The sequence below is a fragment of the Pseudomonas fluorescens group sp. PF-1 genome (genome assembly GCF_054481335.1).
Genome location: NZ_JBTMNG010000002.1, coordinates 793,552 through 817,268, shown reverse-complemented (window position 1 = coordinate 817,268; position 23,717 = coordinate 793,552). Strand labels below are relative to the sequence as shown.

The window sequence follows — 23,717 nt, the reverse complement described above, 5'->3', positions numbered from 1 at the left end:
ATTCAGACCTGATAGACCGGCACAGTATGACACCAGCGATCCTTGTACTCGCGGTCTGCACGACCGAATGAATAACGTAAAGTCTTGCCCAGTGCCTGTGCATGCGCCCAGGCCTGCTGCGTATTGACGAAGCTCAGCACACTGCCGGGGCTGAACTCACGACTCTGGGGGTCCACACCGCCGTTGATGTACTCCAGCGAAACCCACTGCGGCGCTTCGACGCGATAAAGAATCTGGATGGCAACAGGTGCCGAGTCCAGCATCACCACCGAGCCGGTCATGAACTCACGTAGCAAAGTGAAGACCTCTATCAAACCTGCCTTGCCGGGAACGGAAAATCCCCAGCGACGCTCAAACAAGTCGCTGTACGCTGCCGCCTGCTCCTGAGGCGTCAGCTCCGCCATCGGGATCAATGCGCCACCGGCCTCTTCCAGGAGGCGTTGTTCTCGACGCTGGTTGTAGCGAAACTTCTTCGAGTAGTCCTCCGGCGCTCGCGCCAGGGCGAGCCCCTCAGGTTGCGCACGCAATGTGCTGATCTGTTCGGCATTGAGCTGCGAGACATAAGCCATTCGCTGACGCACCGGCACCATAACGTCCGGGGCAATCGGCAGAATGATCTCCGCGTTACCCATGTCGAGCAGCCCGCGCTTGCCCTCTCGCTTGAGCACTTCCTTGGACAAGGCAACATGACGCCCCCAACAGGCAACAGCTGCCACGACTGCTCCGTCGACGAGCCAGCCCAGATAATGCAACTCGACGCCAACGAACCCGGACAAACGTTCAACCACCACCGGGTGGGTAGCAAAACTACCGCCAAAACGCTGCCACGCCTGCTCATAGGTTTCACGGTCGATTTCGGTCCAGCCACGCTCACGCCAGCCGCGAAACATCGTCAGCATATGTCGGTCGCATGTGTCGGTTGTGGCTCATCTCCTTCCTGGAACTCTTTGGCATGCAAGCGGGAATAATAGCCATTGAGTTCCAGAAGCTGCGCATGTGTACCGCGCTCGACGATTCGACCGTTATCCATGACCAGAATCAGATCGGACCTTTCGATGGTGCTCAAGCGGTGAGCAATCACCAGCGTCGTGCGGTTCTTGACCACGTGATCCAGGGCTGCCTGGATATGTCGCTCGGACTCGGTGTCCAGGGCCGAAGTCGCCTCGTCCAGGATCAACAACGGTGCGTCCTTGAGCAGCGCTCGAGCAATGGCGATGCGTTGACGTTGGCCGCCGGACAGCAAGACACCATTTTCACCGACTATCGTTTCGTAGCCATGCGGCATCTTGGCGATGAACTCGTCGGCATAGGCCTCGGTCGCCGCCTTCTTGACCTCTTCAAGCGGCACACCTGCCAGATCGCCATAGGCGATATTGTTGGCAACAGTGTCGTTGAACAAGGTGACTTGCTGGGTCACCAAGGCAATTTGCCGACGCAGGCTGCGTAACGTGAAATCCTCAATCTTCACATTATCGAGCAAAATCTGGCCCTGTTCGTGCTGATAAAAGCGTGGAATCAGACCGGCCAGGGTGGATTTGCCACTGCCTGAACGCCCGACCAAAGCGACCATCTGACCAGGCTCGACAGTGAAACTGATGTCATCCAGAACCTGTTTGTCGCTGTTGGGGTAACTGAAGCTGAGATTGCGCACTTCCAGACGCCCCTCGAGACGATCACGCTCAACGGTGCCCTGATCAACCTCTGCAGGCTCATCCAGTTGCTCGAAAATGCTCTCGGCACCGGCCACACCTTTCTGGATGGTCGAGCTGACTTCCGAAAGCTGGCGAATTGGCTTGGGCAGCAAACCCGCCATGGTGATGTAGGCCACCAGCTCGCCAGGAGACGAATCGCCACGCAGGTACAACACCAGGAACATGACCACGGCCATGGCGCTATAGGTCACCAGCTGGAGCACCGGCGTGTAAACCGCGCCTGTCTTGGTCATCGTCAGTTGCTTATCGGTATTGCTCTGGCTGGCCTCTAAAAAGCGCTTCTTTTCATAGATTTCGCCACCGAAGCTGCGCACCACGCGATAACCATGGATAGTCTCGGATGCAACGTGGGTGACATTGCCCATCGACAACTGGATCTTTTTGCTTTGCTTGCGGAATTTGCGGCTGGTGCTGTTCACCATCATGCCGATCACCGGCAAGATGGCCACCATGACAAGCGTGAGCTTCCAGTTCATCCACAACAGGGTGCAGAACAGAAAAATCACGGTCATGCCTTCGCGAATAACCACCTTGATCGCATCGGTCGCAGCACCGGTCACCATCGTCACGTTAAAGGTGATGCGGGAAATCAGGTGGCCGGAGTTGTTCTTGTCAAAGTAACCATTGGGCAGGTCCAGCAACTTGTTGAACAGAACCACCCGTAGATCATGCACAAGCCCAAGGGAAACCCGCGCGAGAAAGAAGTTTCCCAGATATGAACCAATCCCCTGCCAGATCGCGATCGCGATAATCATCAGCGGCACACTTTCCAGCAACTGCAACTTACCCAGATAAGGATTGCCCGGAAACAGGCTGATCTCGGGATTGGCCAGGCCGTCAACGAAATACTTGAGGATATAGGCGAGCATCGGCTGGGTCGATGCGAAGATCAAAAAACCCACGATACTCAGCATGAACATGCCGACATAAGGCCGAACGTAAGTCAAAAGACGGAAATAGATCGCCAGCGTGGACTGGGCTTTCGGTTCAGGATTGCTCATGGTAATCCGCACAAATCAGTAAGGTGCCGATGATATCACACGCCCCAACGGCCCCAATAAACATGACAGGAAGCCACCTCCCGACCAAGTCGGTTAAGATAACCGCCTAATGATTGGGAGTCAGGCATGCAAGCGATTGATCACAGCACCTACGAGGCACTGCGCAAAGGTGCACACGTACTGGAAGCTGATGGTTCCGGCGACAAGGTACTCAGGCTGACTGACGGAAAGATGCTCAAACTGTTCCGTCGCAAGCGATTGCTCAGTTCGGCCCTGCTCTTTCCTTATGCTCAACGCTTCGCAGACAACACTCGGGCCTTGAAGCAACGCGGCATTCTCTGCCCGACAGTTGTTGCGGTGTACCGCATCCCCAGCATTCAACGAGACTGCGTGCATTACAGCCCCCTGGAAGGCACGACAGTTCGTCAACTGCACAATAGCACCGAAGAGGCTGATGCATTGAGGTTCCAGCTCGGAGGCTTCATCGCCCAACTGCATGAAAAGGGCGTGTACTTTCGATCGCTGCACTTTGGCAATGTGGTTCTGACCCCGGAGAAAACGCTGGGCCTGATCGATATTGCTGACTTGCACTGTCAGAAACGCGCCATGAGCAACAGCAAACGCCTGCGCAACTTTGTTCACCTGCTGCGCTACAAGGAAGACCGGCAGTGGTTGCTGGGCCAAGACGCTGGCACCACCTTTCTTGAAGGCTACCGCCAAGCCCTGCCAAGCCAGCAGCAGGCTCCACTCATCAAGCGCCTGCGCCTGTTGATCGGTTAAGCCTTACCGGCCTATAACCAACACCGTGGCGCCCTTTCGATTGGCGAAATGGGCCAAGATCCGCAGATTGTGCTCCGCCAGCCATGCACTCAGCCATGGCTCGCCTTCCTTCGCATCAATGAGAAAGTACCGGTACTCCCCGGCATGCTGCGCAGACATGGCCTCCTCACGCGTCAGCAGCGGGAGAACGTAACCACGCCCAGCGTAATAGCTGATGCGTCCATCCTCAAAGTAGGCTGACTCACCAGGCTCAACATGGGCAGCCATCCAGTGTCCCGCCTCGATGTAATGGGTTTTACCGGCGCCGAAGGAAAGGACGTTGGACAGCATCACCAAAAGCCCCAGCACCACCAGCGCTTTGCACCCGCGAGGAAACTGACGGGCAAAAGCCGACAACCCCATCGCCAACACGGGCACAAACAGCAAATTCAAGAAGCTCACATAGCGCGTGTTCATGAACTGCTCCTTGATAAAGAACAGAACCAACACCACCGCGTACAGCAAGGCCGCCCAGGCAAACGGACGATAGTCACGCCAATAGACGCTCAAAGCACCCCAATTGCGTCGCAGCACGAAAGGAACAGCAAAAGGCCCCATCAGCTTCACAAAGCTGATCGACAGGGACGCCAGAATGCCAAAGAAAATTATTCGCCCCGCTTCGTCCCGCGAGTACTTGTTGACCAGTGAGTTGCCAAACTGCTCAGACAACATCTGGAATGACGCGAACACGTTACGAGGGGTGATCATATCCAGATAGAGCAACAGGCGCGGAGCCAAAAACGCACCTGACACCAAGGCAGCGAACAACCCGATCACAGGCAAAAGAGCGAACTGCATGAACCGCGAGCGATGCGTGGGCGACCATAGATTCGGCAGCTGCCACAGACCCAGCGCAAGGAACAACAGCACCGCCTCAAGACGAAAGAAAAGCCCCGCCACAATGGCCAGGTGAATGAGCGCCGCACGCAGCCAACCGCCACGGTCCTGCCATCGAAGCGTGAGCCAGAGCGCCAGCGTGCAGAAAAACCAGAAACCGTATTCGCGGATGATGTCATTTCGAAAGCTATTGACCGCAGGCATCGCCAGGACCACCAGGCAGGCCCAACGAGTGGTATCCGGGGAGCGCCGACGAACACAATCGACCATCAATGCGCAGGTGCCGGCGAGAAACAGACCGCACCAAAGATAGGCGCTCAACTCCAATGGCAAGCGCAGGACGAGGTGGGTACCGGCCAGCAAAAAAGAAAACCACGGCCAGTCGAAATTCTTCCAGGCGACACTCGGCCCGTGCTCCGAAACTTGCTGGGCAATATCGATGTATAACGCGGCATCACGCCCCACCGTCGCAGTGCCCATCACCGCAATCAGGGACAACAGCAAACTGCTCCAGAACGCCAGTCGAACCGGGTATTTATCAACAATCCGGGCGACATAAGCCCCCACTCTACCATCCCTGCCCATTACCCAACCCCTCACAACACGAGCAAAGTACGCCGCCAATCCAACGCCCGCAGAAGTAATGATGTCAGGCGATCAACCCCATCACTTCGTCCAATCATTGGCAATGAGACCAAATGAGACAAATAAAAAAACGGTGCACACTGTATCATCACCGCCGCCCATTCAGCGAAACAGCAGACGTAAAGCCTTGCGGGTGTAGGACCAGCGAGCGAACGTTCGCCAGTCGGAGCGCAGAGCCTGAAAGTAGAATTTCCTGGCCAGCTTATATTCGCGCCGGGAGTAGCAATCGCGAAACAATGACAGATAACGCTGCGCCAGAAACGCTTGGCGCAAGTCATGCAAGTCTTCAGGCATACGCTGACTGGAAAAAACGTCGTTGATCATTTCCGTACCCGCGGCAAGGCTTTGGGTCAGATCGTTGCGCATGCTGTCGTCATGCTTGTGAATGAGCGCCAAAGGCTGATTCAGCACACTGCAGGGGTAGCGAGCGAACACTTGGGCGAACACTGGAATGTCTTCAACGTTTCGCAAGTGTTCGGGATAATTTCCCGCGACGAAAACATCCCGATGCATCGCACAGGCGCCATTGGAAACCGATATGCTCTTGTACAGCAGATAGCCTTGCACCCGCTGCCGAGCCGTATCCGGTAAAGGCCTCACAACATGCAGGCTGCGTTTGCCATCAGCGAACACCGACCAGTGCCCACCAATGACCATCCGGCTTTGCGGATTGCTGGCGATGTGTTGAGTCAATGCAGCCAGCGCCCCCGGAGCCATCTCATCGTCTGCATCGAGAAAAATCAGATAGCGCCCGCTGGTCTCCTTGATCCCGCGGTTGCGAACAGAAGACGCGCCACCATTGGCTTTGCGCAAGGCACGAAAGCGCCCCGGGTGGTCGCGAAGAAGCCTCTCCAAGACCTGTGGCGTTTCATCGGTCGAACCATCATCGATAACCAACAAATCCGCGGCAGCCTCATGCAGCTGCGCCAGTACCGACTCCACTGCGCGTGGCAGGGTACGGGCGTAGTTGTAAGCAGGAATCACGATACTGATCAGTGTTTCAGTCAAGGCCGTACCCTTCAGCGCCCTCTTTGACCACCAGAATGTCTTCCATGATCAGGTACTGTAGATCGGAACCGAAGAACATGTTCAAGGCATCCGTCGGCGAGCAGATCATCGGTTCGCCGCGACGGTTGAGCGAGGTGTTCAGCGACACGCCGTTACCGGTCAACACTTCCAGCGACTTCATCATGTCGTAATAGCGCGGGTTGTATTCGCGCTTGAGCACCTGGGCACGGGAAGTGCCGTCTTCATGGACGACTTCCGGCACGCGGGTTTTCCACTCTTCAGCCACTTCGAAAGTGAAGGTCATGAACGGTGCAGGGTGATCGATCTTGATCATTTGCGGCGCCACGGTGTCGAGCATCGACGGGCAGAAAGGCCTCCAGCGCTCGCGGAACTTGATCTGGTGGTTGATGCGATCCGCCACACCCGGCACGCTCGGGCAACCGATGATCGAACGACCGCCCAACGCACGCGGACCGAACTCCATGCGCCCCTGGAACCACGCCACCGGGTTGCCATCGACCATGATTTTGGCGATCTGCTCCGGCATGTTGTCGAGCTTGCGCCATTTCGGCTTGTTCTCGTGACGGGCGCACGCGGCGATCACATCTTCGTTGCTGTACGACGGGCCGAGGTAGACGTGCTCCATCTTCTCGACCGGCACGCCACGGGCGTGGGACACATAGGCTGCGGCGCCGACCGCGGTGCCGGCGTCGCCGGACGCAGGCTGCACGAACAGCTCCTTGATATCGTCGCGAGCGATGATTTTCTGGTTCAGCTTGACGTTCAGCGCGCAGCCGCCAGCGAAGGCCAGCTTGCCGGTCTGCTTGAGCACGTCACCCAGGTAGTAGTCGATCATCTGCAGCGAGATTTTTTCGAACAGCGCTTGCATGCTCGCGGCGTAGTGGATGTAAGGCTCGTCGGCGATATCGCCTTCGCGCTTCGGACCCAGCCACTCGATCAGCTTCGGCGAGAAGTAGAAACCCTTGCCCTTCTCTTTATAGCGGCGCAGGCCGATGACGTTGGCGTAGTCGGTGTTGATCACCAGTTCGCCGTTTTCGAACGAGGCCAAGCGCGAGAAATCATACTTGCTGGCATCGCCATACGGCGCCATGCCCATGACCTTGAACTCACCGTCCAGCATCTCGAAACCGAGGAACTCGGTGATCGCGCCGTACAGGCCGCCGAGGGAGTCAGGATCGAAGAATTCCTTGATCTTGTGGATCTTGCCGTTTTCACCGTAACCGAAGAAGGTCGTGGCGTATTCGCCCTTGCCATCGATCCCCAGAATCGCGGTTTTCTCTTTGAAGCCAGAGCAATGGTAAGCGCTGGAAGCGTGGGCCAAGTGGTGCTCGACCGGCTCGATCTTGATTTTCTTCGGATCGAAGCCCAGCTGCTCAAGGCACCAGACGATCTTGTTGCGATAGCGCTTGTAGCGACGGTTGCCCATCAGGATCGCGTCGAGGGCGCGGTCCGGGGCGTACCAGTAACGCTTGGCGTAATGCCAGCGCGCCTTGCCGAACAGGCTGATGGGCGCGAACGGAATCGCCACCACGTCAACGTCGGAAGGCTTGATGCCGGCTTGTTCCAGGCAGAACTTCGCCGATTCGTAAGGCATGCGGTTCTTTGCATGTTTATCGCGCACAAAGCGCTCTTCTTCGGCAGCCGCGACTAGCTTGCCGTCGATATACAGGGCTGCGGAAGGATCATGGCTAAGGGCGCCGGACAGGCCAAGAATCGTCAATGCCACAGGGGTCTAGCCTCTTAAGTCTGCATGCAGGCGCAACGCGCCTCAAAAAATAATGCGCCCTCGCAAGCGGCGAGAGACAGCTAAAGGGCGGGATTATAGCTTAAAAGCAGCGGCAAGCACTCACAGCAGTGACCGCATCACTGATTATCCGCGTGCAGGCCGCCAGTAAATGCGGACATTGCCCTCCATGCCCTGCTGGTAAATCGTGTACGGCAACACAACGGTGTCCAGTACTCCCGACAGGGCAAGGTCCAGCAGAACGAATGGAACGAGGATACCCGTAGGATCGGGCGGCGCATTCAATACACAAAAATCGTAGGCCAACCCGCTGTAGACCCGAGGAATGGACTGGCAATAGGTTTTTTGCCTTCGAAGCCCCCGAGCCGCGTCTGCATCCTCCTGCAGCACCGTTGTGACGGTTCCGCAACCCACCAGCGTCAGTGCGATGGCACCCAATGCAACCGCCATTTTCATTGTCAAAATCTGCCCTCCGAGAACGTCAGGCAAACTAGCACCGTGGTCATTCAGGCCACAGTTCATGGCTTCTCAAGATCGCGTAGGACAATTCCCAGGGACTTGTCCCGGTTTATTGCTGGCTGTTCGGGCTTCCTCGACTGGCTTACGAAGGCGATTCAGTCAGCACTGACGATGTCTTTGGGCAAACGCTCATCGACGACTCGATAGAGGGCGCTGCTTTGCGGCCAGTTACGCATGAACCTCGCCCGATCCCGCGCATACGCAGGCGCGAAGCTGCCGAGCGAGCCGTGCTGACACATCGAATCCAGGTCGATCAGCGCCCAGCGATCCTGTTGCCAGAACAGGTTGTGCCCCTTGAAATCGCCATGACTGATGCGCGCTCGAATCAATTCGGCGAACAGGTGATCCAGCGCCAACAGCTCGGCCTCTGGAGCGTCGCCATTTTCAACGTAAGGCGCAAAACGCTCGATGATATCCGGCCCCGGCAGATATTCGGTGACCAGATAGGCACGGCTGCGCAGCCAGAAAAAACGCTTCTCCAGCAACGCCAGGGGTTTGGGCGTAGCGATGCCAAGGAACGCCAGGCGATTGCCTTCGCGCCAGGAATGCCAGGCACGACTCGGGCGCCAGAAGCGTTTGAGCCAATGGGCGAAACCCTTGATGTTATAGCGCTTGATGACCAGTGTACGACCGCCCGCCTCGACCTTGCCGACACTCGCCGCGCCGCCGGTCTTGTACAGATGGCCCTGATCGAGCAAGGCATCGGCCTGCGCCAGAACCGGCAGCATCGCCGCCTCTTCTTCGCGACGAATGGCCTGCAAACCGAATGCGCCCCGCCGGACACTGAACAGCGTGCAATCGCGACCGACCTTGATCAGGAAATCTTTGAGGCGCCAGCTGCGGACCTTGTCGATCTGTTTCTGCAAGGCCTCCATGGGCAAGGCATGCTCGCCGTTGCTCAACAGGTAATAGACCAGCAACTCCTCGATGTACGGCTCCATCGACTTGGGCAACTGGGCAAAAAACACCCCGAGGTTTTCCAGGACTTTCTGGCGCGACAATGGCTGGCCAGGCGTTTCGCTGCGAATCCCGGCGCCATCGATCAAATAGAGGCGATTGCCCTGGCGCAAGAGGTTGTCCAGGTGCAAGTCTTCCTGCCAAAGGCCCTTGCGGTGCATTTGCCCGATCGCGCCCAGCGCTTCTGCGAGGACGGCTGATTGCTCATCGGCCAGCATTGGCAGGTGTTCAACCCGTTTCCAGGCATCATCGAGGCTTTCGGCGCCCTCAAGAAAATCGAACAGCAGCCAACCGCCCTCGCCATCCTTGAGGCCATCGGCCAACAGCAGTGGCGTGGTCAGTCCTTGTTCGGCGAGTAGACGAACGCCAGCCAGCTCTCGCTGAAAATGCCGCGCCGCCTTGCTGCCCACCAACAGCTTGGCCAATACCGGGCGTCCGCGCCAGATACCGGCGCCCACATAACGCTGCCCCGGTAAAACCCGTAACAGGCTCAGCAACTGCAAATCGGCCGGCCCGGCGGCATCGGCCAACGAGAGGCTAAGCGGCAGGCTCGGGTTGCGGCCAGCGTTTTTCAGCTCGGACAAACGCATCAGCGTTGCTCCTTGTGGTCGCGGCGCGCGGTCAGTCGCGCTGCCCAGCTATCGACCAGCGAACTGTCCTGCGCTTGATCCAGGTACGCGGCCAACAGCTCGCGTACCTGCGCTGCACTCCACACAGACGCCCGACGCAGCAACGGCTCCAGATCCTTGACCCGGTCACGCTGACCAAACAGCAACGGCCGGGTCTTTTCCAGGTCGATCAACTGGGCTTGATAGCCGTCACCGGTGGCCCGCAGAAATATGTGCTTGGGATAAAAACAGCCGTGCACCTGGCGCCGGCTGTGCACAAGCCGCGCCAATTGCCCGCAGGCCCGCAAGATGGCCAAGTGCTGCGCCTCGCTCAGGTCCGACCAGCGCTGCAACAGCGAATCCAGGTCATCCCAGCCATCCAGGGCACGTGTCAGCAGAATGGCCCGGACTTCGCCATTGGCTCTGCGCTGACCGAAGAACGCCGCTTCCAACGCTGGAATACCGAGCTTTTCGTAGCGGCTGATGTTGCGGAATTCGCGGGCGAAACTGGGCTCGCCAAAAGGCGCATGCAAAGTGCGCATCAGGTAGTTGCTCTGGCGCTTGAGGTAAAAACCATGACCTTCCAGGTTAAGTCGAAACACGCTGCTCCAGCCGCCAGGAACAGAGTTGGGCTCGTCCACGGCATCCAGCTGCCGGGTCCAGAGGGCGTCGAAAGTGCCGAGACCGTGGCGCTCAAGCAGCTCACGGTCTTCAGCCGCCAGGAAATCAGTCATTCACGCCCCTCGAAAAATCTCACCACGTGCCGGATCCGTTTTTTGTCGGCCGCATTGAGCCGGGTCCGTTGGCGGTATTGCAAGTAAAAGCGCAGGCGCTGGGTAGCCGACAAGTGATACTTGGCGACCTTGTCGAGACACGCCAGATCCTTGGTAATGCGGTACTTGAGCCAGAAACCGCGCCAAAAATCACCGTTGGGGCAATCGATCAGGAACAGCCTGGCCTGATCGTCGATCAGCAGGTTGCGCCATTTCAAATCGTTATGGGTAAAGCGGTGATCGTGCATGGTCCGGGTGTAGCCGGCCAACTGGCGGCTGACCGTGTCGACCCACGCACGGTCGGCCAGTTTCAGGTCGTGCCGATGGGCCAGCGCCGACAAGTCTTCGGTATGCGGCAGCTCGCGGGTGATCATCGCCCCTCGATCGTAAGCCGCGCCGCGCCGCTCCAGGCCCCACGCTATGACCTCGGCGGTGGGAATGCCCCATTTGGCGAAGCGCTTGAGGTTCTGCCATTCCATTTTCACCCTCGGCTTGCCGAGGTAGCGGCGCAGGCCTTTGCCTGCCCCGACATAGCGCTTGACGTAATAGTTGACGCCATTGCGCTGTACGCGGATGACCTCGGACAGCGGATCACGTGTCAGGCGTTCACCCTCAAGCGCAAACACTGCCTCCAGACTGCCGAAGTCGTCTGCCAGATCGCTGTATGCCGGTTCAAGTGTCCAGCCCGACATCAGAGCGCATCCCCGTAGCGCTGTTTGCGGTCGTAGAGTTTGTTGGCCTTGCCTTCGAGCCAGGCCAGCAGCGACGCTTCTTCGGCGAGGATCTGGCGCAGTGGCTGCTGGAAGTAACCCTTGAGGAAACGCAACTTGTCGCGCCGGGTCAATCCGATATCCAGCGCCGAAAAGTACAGCGCCGCCAGATCCTTGTTGCGCCAGCGCCGGGTGATCGCCGGGCGGGTCTGGGCGCGGTGCAGGTCGATCACCGAGAGCTTGAAGTCGTCTGCGGTGACCGGTTTGTCGGTGTGCAGCAGGAAGTGGCAGATGTAGCAATCGCGATGGTTGACCCCGGCGCGGTGCATCATGCCGGTCATGCGCGCCACTTCGGCGATCAGCGCACGCTTGAGTTTTGGCTCCGGCGGTTGTCTGACCCAATCGATGCTGAAATCTTCGAGGCTGACGGTCGGCGCCAGCTCTTCGGTGACGATGAACGAGTGCTGATCCGCCGGGTTGCTGCCCTTTTCGCCGTAAGCCACGGCGGTCATGGTCGGCACGCCGACTTCCTGCAGGCGCTGGATGGCTTTCCACTCCTGGCCCGCACCGAGTACCGGCAACTTGGCGGTGAGCAGGTTCTTGAAGATCTCACCCCAGCCGATGCCACGATGAATCTTCACGAAAAACCCGTTGCCGTCCACTTCAGTGCGCAGGGTACGGCGAGCTTCGAGCTCGCGGTACACCTCGCCCTGAAGCCCCTCGACTTCCGCGAACGGGTCGCGTCCAGCCCAAAGGCTCTTGAACGGTTCAGCCAGCATCAACTTCATTCAGCGTGCTCCGCCAGAATCACATCGGCCGCGTGCTGCGGCATGCTATAGAGGTCGGCCGTCTCGGCGAAGGCCACACCGTTGCGGCTCCAGGCCGCCCGTGCTTGAGCGTCGTTCAACATGCCCGTCAGATACTGCGTCAATTGCGCCTGCTCGAACGGTTCGTCCAGCACCAGGCCGGCATCGGCCTCGGCAATGTAATGGGCGTAACCGCACACCGCACTCACCAGCACCGGCAGCCCGGCCACCAGCGCTTCAAGCAGCACAGTGCCGGTGTTTTCGTTGTAGGCCGGGTGGATCAACACATCGGCCCCCAGCAGGAAACGCGGAATATCGCTGCGACCCTTGAGGAACGTCACGTTATCGCCGAGCCCCAACGTGGCGCTCTGCATCTGGAATAACTTGGGGTCGTCCTGGCCAATTACAAACAGCCGGGTACGTTTCTTCAGATCGGCAGGCAATGCGGCCAGGGCCTTGAGGCTGCGATCCACGCCTTTGGTCTTGAATCCGGAGCCGATCTGGACCAACAGCAGCTCATCATCCTTCAAGCTGAATTCGGCGCGGAAGCCGGCGCGGATTTCGTCCGCATTCGCCGGGCGGCGACGGTCCTGGGCGATGCCGGGAGGCAGCAGATGGAAGCGCTTGAGCGGCGTGTCGTAATGTTTGATGAACAACGGCTGCTGCACTTCGGAAATCATCAGCACTTCGGTCTTGGCATCCTTGGCGAACACCGCGCGCTCGTACTCGGCGAAGTGGCGATAGCGACCCCAGCGACGGTACAGCGCGTTGCGCAGATTTTGCGCTTTGTCTTCGAAGCAACCGTCGGCGGCGTAATAGACGTCCAGGCCCGGCATTTTGTTGAAGCCGATCAAGCGGTCGACCGGACGCTTGGCCAGGTCCGCTTCCATCCACTCGCTGAGTTTTTCGTTGCGCCGGTGGTTGAAGAACGCCTTGACCGGCGCGACCAGCACTTCAAAGCCCGGCGGCACTTCCCCCTCCCAGATCAACGTGTAGACGCGAATCTGGTGACCGCGCTTTTGGCACTCCAGGGCAATGCGCATGAAGTCACGCTGCAAGCCGCCAAAGGGGAAATATTTGTACAGGACAAATGCCAATTGCATCAGCGCAGCTCCTCAGCCAGTAACAACGTGCTCAGTCGGCTCGCGACACGCTCAGGATTCAGACGCGTGAAGCACAGCGGCCACTCGCGTTTCAGGTCGAACCGACGGGCATCTTCGGCCGTCGGTTGATAGGTGCATTTCTTTTGCAGGCACGGCGCGCAAGGGAAGTCGCTGGCCAGGTGAATCTGCGACTTGCCATAGGCCCCGGTCAGGCCCGGATTGGTCGGGCCGAACAGCGACAGCGTCGGCACATCCAGTGCAGCGGCCAGATGACCCAGGCCGGTGTCCACTGCCACGCAGCCTTGCGCGCCGGCCAACACTTTGCCAACACCGGCCAGATTCAGCCTGGGCAGCACTTCGACGTGCTTCATGTCTTTGGCGATGCGCTCGGCGCGGGCCTTCTCGACGGCATTGCCCCAAGGCAACTTCACCCCGACGCCCAGATACCCGACACGCTCGGCCAGCTCGCGCCAGTAGGCTTCGGGCCAGTGTTTGGTGTCCCAGGTGGTGCCGTGCAGAAACAGCACGTAAGGATTCTTGCGTGGCAATTCCACCAGGCGCTCGACGCTCAGACCGTAATCGCCCAAGCCCTTGGGCAGGTCATAGCCGAGAGCGATGGCGAATAACTGACGGACCCGCTCCACCGCGTGCTGACCACGGGCAACCGCCAGGCGCCGATCATAGAAACGCGCAGCGATCGGCTCGCGTGCCGAGCTTTTATCGAGGCCAGCCACCGGCGCCTTGACGTAACGGGTCAGCCAGGCGCTTTTCAGCAGGCCCTGGGCATCGATGACCAGATCGTATTTAGTCGCACGAACGCTTTGCTTGAAGCGCTTCCACTCCCCGCTCTTGATGGTCTGCCAGATGTTCTTGCGCCAGCGACGGATCGCCACCGGGATCACCTTGCCCACCGCCGGGTGCCAGGTGGGGATCTCGGCAAAACCCTCTTCCACCACCCAGTCGAACTTGATGCCGGGAATTGCCCGCGCAGCATCGGTCAATGCCGGTAACGCATGAATCACGTCGCCCAGCGATGAAGTCTTGATCAGCAGTACCCGCAAGCTATTGGACCTCGACCACAGTGCCCTGCAAACGCTGCAAAGCTTCGTTCACCGCTTGCGGCATGAGCTGGCGCAGGCAGTTGTAATGACCGAAGCGGCAGGTGCGGTCGAAGCAGGGACTGCATTCGATGCCCAGGCGCACGATCTCGACATGTTCGGCCAGCGGCGGCGTGAAACCCGGCGACGTCGAACCGTAGACCGCCACCAGGGGACGATTCAGCGCGGCGGCGACGTGCATCAGGCCGGAGTCGTTGGATACGACCGAATCGGCGCAGGACAGCAGATCGATGGCCTCGGCCAGTGAAGTGCCACCACTGAGGTTCACCGATTCTTCGCGCAAACCGGGAATCAGGCGCGAACGAATGTCCTCGCCCACGGCGTGATCGTTTTTCGAACCGAACAGCCAGACTTGCCAGCCTTCGCGGATCTTCGCTTCGGCGACCTTGGCGTAGTGCTCGGACGGCCAGCGCTTGGACTCGCCGAACTCGGCGCCCGGGCACAGCGCCAGCACCGGACGATCGAGGGCCAGACCGAACTTGGCCAGTGCCGCTTCGCGGGTCACCGGGTCGATCCGCAGGCTCGGCCGTGGGTAAGGCTTTGGCAATTCAACACCCGGCTCGTACGCCAGGGCCATGAAGCGCTCGATCATCAGCGGGTAACGTTCCTTGTCCAGCGTGCGCACGTCGTTGAGCAGGCCGTAACGGAACTCACCGCGCCAACCGGTGCGCTTGGGAATGCCGGCAAAGAACGGCACCAGCGCCGACTTCAGGGAGTTGGGCAACAGGATCGCCTGGTCGTACTGGTCGGCCAGGGATTTTCCGATACGCCGACGCGTCGCCAGCTCCAGCGCGCCGTGACCGAGCGGAAAGCTCAAGGCCTGGCGGACTTCGGGCATGCGCTCAAGAATCGGCCGGCTCCACTCGGGGGCCAGTACGTCGATTTCGCATTGCGGGTGGCGTTGTTTGAGACACTGAAACAGTGTCTGCGCCATCACCATGTCACCGACCCAACTGGGCCCAACGATCAGAATTTTCATGTGGTTTCCAAAAACGATCCGGGGAGGCTTATGCCTCCCCGCCTCGAAAATTCTACAGAACAACGCAAATCTACTGTAGGAGCGAGCCTGCTCGCGATGATCGTTAACGATAACGCGGCACGTCTGGCACCCCGCGGCGCTCTCAAGTTCATCGCGAGCAGGCTCGCTCCTACAGGGGAGATTGGCGTATCAAATCCCGCCTCAGCTTAGCCCCAGTTCTCGCCAGATCCGCATGACCTGTCGCCGTTCGTCCGCGAACTGGTCGCCGGGAATTACCCCCGGGTCCTTCTGCAAGGCCTGCCGGTGGGCGGCGGAGCGGTAAGCTTTATAGGCTTCACGCAACAGGCTGGCATCTTCGGCGGGCATCAGGCCTTCGTGCTCCAGCTCTTCCAGAATGCGGATATTGTCCGTCCAGCGCAGCAATGGCGGATGTGTTTCGGACCACGCCAGGGCCGCGTATTGCACCATAAATTCAATATCGACGATACCTCCGGCGTCCTGCTTGAGATCGAACGGCGCCGTGGCCTCGAAGGCATTTGCCCCGGTGCCGGCAGCAGTGCTCTTGCTGCCGAGGTTGTCGCGCATCTTGGCGCGCATCTCACTGACCTCCTGGCGCAAGGTCGGCAAATCACGCGCCTTGCCCAGGATCGACGCGCGAACCTGTTCAAACGCCCGACCAACATCCTCACTGCCCACGAGCACCCGAGCCCGAACCAATGCTTGATGCTCCCAGGTCCAGGCTTCATTTTCCTGATAGCGGGCAAAGGCCCCCAGCGAACTCACCAGCAACCCTGCCGCACCGGACGGTCGCAGGCGCATATCCACTTCATAGAGCTGGCCGGAGTTGGTCTGGGCCGTCAGCAAGTGAATGATCCGCTGCCCCAGGCGGGTAAAGAATTGTGCACCGTCGATAGGCTTCGGCCCGTCGGTTTCCGCTTGCGGATCGCCATCATGGATGAACACCAGATCCAGGTCCGAACCATGCCCCAACTCCAGGCCGCCGACCTTTCCATAACCGACAATGATGAAGCCAGGATCGCACAGGGTACCGTCTGTGCGCAGCGGCGTACCGTACTTGGCCACAGTTTGACGCCAGGCCAGGGCGAGCACTTGCTCCAGAATCGCTTCGGCGAGCCAGGTCAGGTAATCACTGACTTTCATCAGCGGCAGGCTGCCGGCGATTTCCGACGCGGCCACCCGCAAGCGGTGCGCCAGTTTGAAATGGCGCAAGGCTTCCATTTGCTGTTCGAGGTCGTCTTCGGGAATCCGCGTCAGGCGCTCGCGCAATTCGGCGGCCAGTTCCGGCGCCAGGGGCGGTTTGAACAGTCGGCCTTCGTTAAGCAGTTCGTCGAGCAGCAACGGGAAGCGGGTGATCTGTTCGGCGATCCACGGGCTCGCCGCGCACAGGGTCAGCAGGCGTCGCAAGGCGCCGGGGTTTTCGGTCAGCAGCACCAGATACGCCGAACGGCGAGCCACGGCTTCGACCAGTGGCAGCACCCGCTCCAGCACCAGGTCCGGGTTGGCGTGTTCCACGGCCTGAGCCAGCAAACGCGGGATAAACGCATCGAGGCGCTCACGTCCCAAACGCTGCATGGCGCGTAATTGCGGACTGCCGCGCAGGCTGGCCAGGGCCTTGAGCGCCTTGGGAGCGTCAGTGAAACCGCCCTCCTGCAACTGGCGACAGGCCGCCTCTTCATCCTGAGCTTCTTCCCAAAGCGGCAGCCACTCACCACCGACCACCACTTCACTTTCAGCATCGTCTTCGTCGGGATCGGCGATCACCTGGGCGAAGTGCCAGGCAATGCGGCCGCGCCAATACATCAGTTGCTCATGAAAAGCCGCCCAATCGGCGAAGCCCAACATAAAGGCAATGCGCGCCTGATCCTGTTCGCCGTCGGGCAGCATCTGCGTCTGGCGGTCGGCAATCGTCTGGATCGCATGTTCGGTGTATCGCAGGAATTCGTAGCCTTCGCGCAGCTCGCTGATCACCGCCGGCGGCAGATAACCCTGACCTTCCAGCGTGCTCAGCACCTTTAATAGTGGACGCTGTTGCAGGCTCAAGTCGCGGCCGCCATGGATCAACTGGAAAGCCTGGGCGATGAACTCGACTTCCCGGATGCCACCGGAGCCCAGCTTGATGTTGTCGGCCATGCCCTTGCGCCGCACTTCCTGCTGGATCAGCTGCTTCATGGTGCGCAGCGCTTCGATGGCCGAAAAGTCCAGATAACGCCGGTAAACGAAGGGGCGCAGCATCTCTTGCAGTTGCGCGCCGGCCACTTGATCGCCAGCCACCACCCGCGACTTGATCATCGCGTAGCGTTCCCAGTCGCGGCCCTGGTCCTGGTAGTACTGCTCCAACGCGTTGAAGCTCAGGACCAGGGCACCCGCCGAACCGTAAGGCCGCAGGCGCATGTCGACGCGGAACACAAAGCCGTCGACGGTCATCGGGTCCAGCGCCTTGATCAGGCGCTGGCCAAGACGGATGAAAAATTCCTGGTTATCCAGCGGACGTTTCACGCCAACGGTTTCGCCGCCTTCGGGGTAAGCGAAAATCAGGTCGATGTCCGACGACAGATTGAGTTCCACCGCACCGAGCTTGCCCATGCCCAGGACAACCATTTGCTGCGGCTGGCCACTGCGTCGACCGGTCGGCACGCCGAACTGCTGGCAATGGCGCGAGTACAGCCACTGATAGGCCTGGTCGATGCTGGCATCGGCCATGTCGGAAAGGTCGCGGCAGGTCTGCACCAGATCGGCCTGGCGGGTCAGGTCACGCCAGATAATCCGTACCTGATGACGCGCACGTTGACGGCGCAACGCGCGGCCGAGCTGATCATCGGTCTCGGCGGCGCTCACCGCCGCGGCAATCTGCGCGCACAACTCGCCGGGAGCGAAGCTGCGGTCGAGTTCGCCGGACCGCACCAGGTCCAGCAACATCAAAGGGTCACGAACACTCTGTTCAATCACGAAATCGCTGGCGGCGGTCACGCGGGCAAATTGCGCCCAGCGTTCAGGCGTCCAGGTGGACAGGCCATGGTCATCGTCCAAAGCACTGACGGCGGTACGAATCGACTGCTCTGCACGGGTGACAAACGGCAGCAGAATGGCGGGCAGTTCGGCGAGCGAAGGGAGGCTCATGGTCTATCCTTGATCGGCGTGTATTGGGCTGCATGTAGTGAATCTGGCAAACACACTACCTGGAGGAGTGTCGAACAAAAGTTAGAAATAGCTGAAAATTCTTTTTTTTTGGCAGCCAGCATCAAGCTTTCACCTTTTTCGGTTGGCAAAAGACCAACCTTAACGATTATTCTCACAACGCAGCCGGGGGCCACAAGCCGCTTATCTGTAGTTTTACTACTCGTATATACATTAACAAGGCTGAAATGCCGGATGATTTGTAGTAAAACTACACGCCGCCGGAACAACCTATCGGCAATCCAAGAATTCATAACGTCTGCCCACAAGGCCAGTCGCTAACTCAGGCAACCGATTCTGGTAGCCTTTCCGCCCTGGAGCAAGCCATGCAAGACCTCGATCCCGTCGAAACCCAGGAATGGCTGGACGCCCTGGAATCGGTTCTCGACAAAGAAGGCGAAGACCGTGCTCACTATCTGATGACCCGTATGGGTGAACTCGCGACCCGCAGCGGTTCGCAGTTGCCTTACGCCATCACCACGCCTTACCGCAACACGATCCCCGTTACCCACGAAGCACGCATGCCTGGCGACCTGTTCATGGAACGCCGCATTCGCTCGCTGGTACGCTGGAACGCGATGGCCATGGTAATGCGTACGAACCTGAAAGACTCTGACCTCGGCGGTCACATCTCCAGCTTCGCTTCCAGCGCGACCCTGTATGACATCGGCTTCAACTACTTCTTCCAGGCCCCGACCGACGAGCACGGCGGCGACCTGATCTACTTCCAGGGTCACACTTCCCCAGGTGTTTACGCCCGTGCGTTCATGGAAGGCCGCATCACCGAAGACCAGATGAACAACTTCCGCCAGGAAGTCGACGGTCAGGGCCTGTCGTCCTACCCGCACCCGTGGCTGATGCCTGACTTCTGGCAGTTCCCGACCGTGTCCATGGGTCTGGGCCCGATCCAGGCGATCTACCAGGCACGTTTCATGAAGTACCTGGAAGCCCGTGGCTTCATTCCTGCCGGCAAGCAAAAAATCTGGTGCTTCCTGGGCGACGGCGAGTGCGACGAGCCGGAATCCCTGGGCGCGATCTCGCTGGCTGGCCGCGAGAAGCTCGACAACCTGATCTTCGTCATCAACTGCAACCTGCAGCGCCTCGACGGCCCGGTTCGCGGCAACGGCAAGATCATCCAGGAACTCGAAGGCGTGTTCCGCGGTGCTCAGTGGAACGTGACCAAAGTCATCTGGGGCCGTTTCTGGGACCCACTGCTGGCCAAGGACGTCGACGGCATCCTGCAACGTCGCATGGACGAAGTCATCGACGGCGAGTACCAGAACTACAAAGCCAAAGACGGCGCGTTCGTGCGTGAACACTTCTTCAACTCGCCAGAACTCAAGGCGATGGTTGCAGACCTGTCCGACGACGAGATCTGGAAGCTCAACCGTGGCGGCCACGACCCATACAAGGTCTATGCGGCATACCACGAAGCGGTCAACCACAAAGAACAACCGACCGTCATCCTGGCCAAGACCATCAAGGGTTATGGCACCGGTGCCGGCGAAGCGAAAAACACCGCGCACAACACCAAGAAAGTCGATGTCGACAGCCTGAAGTTGTTCCGCGACCGCTTCGACATTCCGGTCAAGGACGAAGAGCTGGAAAACCTGCCGTTCTTCCGGCCGGAGCCAAACAGCGCCGAAGCCCGCTACCTGAGCGAGCGCCGCACTGCATTGGGCGGTTTCGTACCACAGCGCCGCGCACAGAGCTTCAGCGTACCGACCCCGTCCCTCGATACCCTCAAGGCCATCCTCGACGGCTCGGGCGACCGTGAAATCTCCACCACCATGGCCTTCGTGCGCATCCTGGCGCAATTGGTCAAGGACAAGGAAATCGGCCCGCGCATCGTCCCGATCATCCCGGACGAAGCCCGTACCTTCGGTATGGAAGGCATGTTCCGTCAGTTGGGCATCTACTCCTCCGTCGGCCAGCTCTACGAGCCAGTCGATAAAGACCAGGTGATGTTCTACAAGGAAGACAAGAAGGGCCAGATCCTCGAAGAAGGCATCAACGAAGCGGGCGCCATGAGCTCCTTCATCGCTGCCGGTACTTCGTACTCCAACCACAACCAGCCAATGCTGCCGTTCTACATCTTCTATTCGATGTTCGGCTTCCAGCGCATCGGCGACCTGGCCTGGGCCGCTGGCGACAGCCGTACCCGTGGCTTCCTGATCGGCGGCACCGCCGGCCGCACCACGCTCAACGGCGAAGGCCTGCAACACGAAGACGGTCACAGCCACATCCTGGCTGCCACCATCCCGAACTGCCGCACCTTTGATCCGACCTACGGCTACGAGCTGGCGGTGATCATCCAGGACGGCATGAAGAAGATGACCGAAGAACAACAGGACATCTTCTACTACATCACCGTGATGAACGAATCCTACCAGCAGCCAGCCATGCCGGCCGGTGTCGAGGAAGGCATCGTCAAGGGCATGTACCTGCTCGAGGAAGACAACCGCGAAGCGGCGCACCACGTTCAGCTGATGGGCTCCGGCACCATCCTGCGTGAAGTCCGCGAAGCCGCGAAGATCCTGCGTGAAGAGTTCAACGTCGGCGCCGATGTGTGGAGCGTTACCAGCTTCAACGAACTGCGTCGCGACGGCCTGGCCGTTGAGCGCAGCAACCGTCTGCACCCTGGCCAGAAGCCTAAGCTGAGCTATGTGGAAGAGTGCCTGAACGGCCGCAAAGGTCCGGTCATCGCCTCTACCGACTACATGAAACTGTTCGCCGAGCAGATCCGTCAGTGGGTACCGTCCAAGGAATTCAAAGTCCTGGGCACCGACGGTTTCGGTCGCAGCGACAGCCGCAAGAAACTGCGTCATTTCTTCGAAGTCGACCGTCATTTCGTGGTGCTGGCAGCCCTGGAAGCCTTGGCTGACCGTGGTGACATCGAACCTAAAGTGGTGGCCGAGGCCATCGCCAAGTTCGGTATCAACCCGGAAAAACGCAACCCACTGGACTGCTGAGGAGAGATTCTGTGAGCGAACTCATTCGCGTACCTGACATCGGCAGCGGTGAAGGTGAAGTAATTGAACTGTTTGTGAAGGTCGGCGACCGTATTGAAGCCGATCAGAGCATCCTGACGCTGGAATCGGACAAGGCGAGCATGGAAGTCCCTGCTCCCAAGGCCGGCATCATCAAGAGCCTGAAAGTGAAGCTGGGCGATCGCCTGAAAGAAGGCGACGAGTTGCTGGAGCTGGAAGTCGAAGGTGCCGCTGCGGCGGCCCCGGTGGCTGCCGCTGCGCCTGCTGCAAAAGCAGAAGCCGCACCTGCTCCTGCCGCTGCTCCAGCACCGGCCGCGCCTGCCGCTGCACCTGCTGCCGCTTCGGTTCAGCAAGTGCACGTGCCGGACATCGGTTCGTCGGGCAAGGCCCAGATCATCGAGATCCAGGTCAAGGTCGGCGACACCGTCGCGGCTGATCAGTCGCTGATCACCCTGGAGTCCGACAAGGCCAGCATGGAAATCCCGTCGCCTGCCGCTGGCGTGGTCAAGGCCATCAGCGTCAAGCTGAACGACGAAGTCGGCACCGGCGACCTGATTCTGGACCTGGAAGTGGCGGGTGCTGCGGCGCCGGCGGCTGCCGCTCCGGCCCAGGCTGCCGCTCCTGCCGCCGCTGCTCCTGCGCCTGCCGCTGCTACTCCGGCCGCACCGGTGGCCGACAGCGTTCAGGACATCCACGTTCCGGACATCGGTTCGTCGGGCAAGGCCAAGATCATCGAAGTCCTGGTCAAGGCCGGCGACAGCGTTGAAGCCGACCAGTCGCTGATCACCCTGGAATCCGACAAGGCGAGCATGGAAATCCCGTCGCCTGCCGCTGGCGTGGTGGAAAGCGTTTCGATCAAGCTGGACGACGAAGTCGGTACCGGCGACCTGATCCTGAAGCTGAAAGTCAAAGGCGCCGCACCGGCTGCTGCTCCGGCACCTGCCGCCGCTGCGCCGAGCGCTCCAGCTCCAGCCGCCGCTGCTGCTCCTGCTGCGGCCGCACCGGTTGCTGCCCCGGCTGCAGCTCCAGCCAAGCCAGGCGCCAAGGTTCACGCCGGCCCGGCCGTGCGCCAACTGGCCCGTGAATTCGGTGTCGAGCTGAGCGCCGTGGGCGCCAGCGGTCCACACGGTCGCATCCTCAAGGAAGACGTGCAGGTCTACGTCAAAGCCATGATGCAGAAGGCCAAGGAAGCACCGGCCGCTGCTGCCGGCGCAACCGGTGGCGCCGGCATCCCGCCGATTCCGGTCGTGGACTTCAGCCGCTTCGGTGAAACCGAAGAAGTGCCGATGACCCGCCTGATGCAAATCGGCGCGTCGAGCCTGCATCGCAGCTGGCTGAACATCCCGCACGTGACTCAGTTCGATTCGGCTGATATCACTGAGCTGGAAGCGTTCCGTATCGCTCAAAAAGCCGTTGCAGAGAAGGCTGGCGTCAAGCTGACCATCCTGCCGCTGCTGCTCAAGTCCTGCGCCCACCTGCTCAAGGAACTGCCGGACTTCAACAGTTCGCTGGCGCCAAGCGGCAAGGCGATCATCCGCAAGAAGTACGTGAACATCGGCTTCGCGGTCGACACGCCAGAAGGCCTGCTGGTACCGGTCATCAAGAACGTCGACCAGAAGAGCCTGCTGCAGCTTGCGGCTGAAGCGGCTGCGCTGGCTGCCAAGGCGCGCGACAAGAAGCTTACCGCTGACGACATGCAAGGCGCCTGCTTCACCATTTCCAGCCTCGGCCACATTGGCGGCACCGGCTTCACGCCGATCGTCAACGCGCCGGAAGTGGCGATCCTCGGCGTTTCCAAGGCAACCATCCAGCCAGTCTGGGACGGCAAAGCCTTCCAGCCGAAACTGATGCTGCCGCTGTCGCTGTCCTACGATCACCGCGTGATCAACGGCGCCGCTGCTGCACGCTTCACCAAGCGTCTGAGCGACCTGCTGGCGGACATCCGTACCATCCTGCTGTAACACCGGCCAGCCCTCCTTCACCGGAGGGCCTGTCGCGTTCTGTTTTCCGAGCGCCACGCTCGTACCTCAACCCCGCCAATTTGGCGGGGCTTTTTTTGCCTGCGTTTTTTAATCGAAAAGAATGCCTTCCTACATTTGTGGCTGATATCGCCCACAACTCCAATCCATTTCGGCTCGATATTTTTCAGGGTTCAATAATTAGTCTTAGTTA

17 protein-coding genes are annotated in these 23,717 nt (G+C 59.7%); 3 read left to right on the top strand and 14 right to left on the bottom strand.

The window, feature by feature from the left end:
- Positions 1–2 precede the first annotated feature (2 nt).
- Both ACX3YD_RS18430 and msbA read right to left on the bottom strand, forming a co-directional pair.
- A complete protein-coding gene (locus tag ACX3YD_RS18430) occupies positions 3–899 on the bottom strand; it encodes a GNAT family N-acetyltransferase (RefSeq protein WP_458960699.1) in 897 nt (298 codons plus the stop codon).
- Positions 893–2,713 carry a lipid A export permease/ATP-binding protein MsbA gene (msbA, locus tag ACX3YD_RS18425; RefSeq protein ID WP_458960698.1) on the bottom strand — a complete coding sequence of 607 codons (1,821 nt, stop codon included), beginning with the start codon at positions 2,711–2,713 and terminating at the stop codon, positions 893–895. The genes ACX3YD_RS18430 and msbA overlap by 7 nt, the downstream gene beginning before the upstream one ends.
- 126 nt (positions 2,714–2,839) lie before the next feature.
- On the opposite strand from msbA, the gene ACX3YD_RS18420 reads away from it, so the two are divergent.
- The gene (locus ACX3YD_RS18420) at positions 2,840–3,493 is read left to right on the top strand and encodes a BUD32 family EKC/KEOPS complex subunit (protein WP_458960697.1); all 654 of its coding nucleotides are present in this window, start codon (positions 2,840–2,842) and stop codon (positions 3,491–3,493) included.
- Between the two features lie 3 nt (positions 3,494–3,496).
- Here the strand turns inward: ACX3YD_RS18420 and ACX3YD_RS18415 are convergent, their stop codons facing one another.
- The 12 genes from ACX3YD_RS18415 to glnE all read right to left on the bottom strand — a co-directional run bounded on the left by ACX3YD_RS18415 (position 3,497) and on the right by glnE (position 18,498).
- On the bottom strand, positions 3,497–4,936 hold the full coding sequence (locus ACX3YD_RS18415; protein ID WP_458960696.1) for a hypothetical protein: 1,440 nt from the start codon (positions 4,934–4,936) through the stop codon (positions 3,497–3,499).
- A 180-nt stretch (positions 4,937–5,116) separates the two neighbouring features.
- On the bottom strand, positions 5,117–6,022 hold the full coding sequence (locus tag ACX3YD_RS18410; protein ID WP_458960695.1) for a glycosyltransferase family 2 protein: 906 nt from the start codon (positions 6,020–6,022) through the stop codon (positions 5,117–5,119).
- A complete protein-coding gene (locus ACX3YD_RS18405; protein WP_458960694.1) occupies positions 6,015–7,769 on the bottom strand; it encodes a carbamoyltransferase family protein in 1,755 nt (584 codons plus the stop codon). Before ACX3YD_RS18405 ends, ACX3YD_RS18410 begins: the two co-directional genes overlap by 8 nt.
- Positions 7,770–7,913: 144 nt before the next feature.
- On the bottom strand, positions 7,914–8,249 hold the full coding sequence (locus tag ACX3YD_RS18400) for a YceK/YidQ family lipoprotein (protein ID WP_090469890.1): 336 nt from the start codon (positions 8,247–8,249) through the stop codon (positions 7,914–7,916).
- A 152-nt stretch (positions 8,250–8,401) separates the two neighbouring features.
- Complete coding sequence (locus ACX3YD_RS18395) at positions 8,402–9,853, bottom strand: lipopolysaccharide kinase InaA family protein (RefSeq protein WP_458960693.1); 1,452 nt, start codon at positions 9,851–9,853, stop codon at positions 8,402–8,404.
- Complete coding sequence (locus tag ACX3YD_RS18390) at positions 9,853–10,605, bottom strand: lipopolysaccharide kinase InaA family protein (protein ID WP_458960692.1); 753 nt, start codon at positions 10,603–10,605, stop codon at positions 9,853–9,855. Before ACX3YD_RS18390 ends, ACX3YD_RS18395 begins: the two co-directional genes overlap by 1 nt.
- On the bottom strand, positions 10,602–11,336 hold the full coding sequence (locus ACX3YD_RS18385; RefSeq protein WP_458960691.1) for a lipopolysaccharide kinase InaA family protein: 735 nt from the start codon (positions 11,334–11,336) through the stop codon (positions 10,602–10,604). Before ACX3YD_RS18385 ends, ACX3YD_RS18390 begins: the two co-directional genes overlap by 4 nt.
- Entirely contained in the window at positions 11,336–12,142 is an 807-nt protein-coding gene (rfaP, locus tag ACX3YD_RS18380) for a lipopolysaccharide core heptose(I) kinase RfaP (protein ID WP_047536595.1), read from the bottom strand. Before rfaP ends, ACX3YD_RS18385 begins: the two co-directional genes overlap by 1 nt.
- Positions 12,139–13,263 (bottom strand): glycosyltransferase family 4 protein, encoded by a 1,125-nt coding sequence (locus ACX3YD_RS18375; RefSeq protein WP_103403360.1) that lies wholly within the window; start codon positions 13,261–13,263, stop codon positions 12,139–12,141. The genes rfaP and ACX3YD_RS18375 overlap by 4 nt, the downstream gene beginning before the upstream one ends.
- Positions 13,263–14,324: a lipopolysaccharide heptosyltransferase I gene (waaC, locus tag ACX3YD_RS18370; RefSeq protein WP_103403361.1), complete on the bottom strand. Its 1,062-nt coding sequence runs from the start codon at positions 14,322–14,324 to the stop codon at positions 13,263–13,265. Before waaC ends, ACX3YD_RS18375 begins: the two co-directional genes overlap by 1 nt.
- Before the next feature lies 1 nt (position 14,325).
- A complete protein-coding gene (gene waaF / locus ACX3YD_RS18365; RefSeq protein WP_047536589.1) occupies positions 14,326–15,360 on the bottom strand; it encodes a lipopolysaccharide heptosyltransferase II in 1,035 nt (344 codons plus the stop codon).
- 201 nt (positions 15,361–15,561) lie between these two features.
- Complete coding sequence (gene glnE / locus ACX3YD_RS18360; protein WP_458960690.1) at positions 15,562–18,498, bottom strand: bifunctional [glutamate--ammonia ligase]-adenylyl-L-tyrosine phosphorylase/[glutamate--ammonia-ligase] adenylyltransferase; 2,937 nt, start codon at positions 18,496–18,498, stop codon at positions 15,562–15,564.
- Between the two features lie 383 nt (positions 18,499–18,881).
- On the opposite strand from glnE, the gene aceE reads away from it, so the two are divergent.
- Both aceE and aceF read left to right on the top strand, forming a co-directional pair.
- Positions 18,882–21,527: a pyruvate dehydrogenase (acetyl-transferring), homodimeric type gene (gene aceE, locus ACX3YD_RS18355; RefSeq protein WP_047536585.1), complete on the top strand. Its 2,646-nt coding sequence runs from the start codon at positions 18,882–18,884 to the stop codon at positions 21,525–21,527.
- 11 nt (positions 21,528–21,538) lie between these two features.
- On the top strand, positions 21,539–23,506 hold the full coding sequence (gene aceF, locus ACX3YD_RS18350) for a dihydrolipoyllysine-residue acetyltransferase (protein WP_458960689.1): 1,968 nt from the start codon (positions 21,539–21,541) through the stop codon (positions 23,504–23,506).
- Positions 23,507–23,717: the final 211 nt, after the last annotated feature.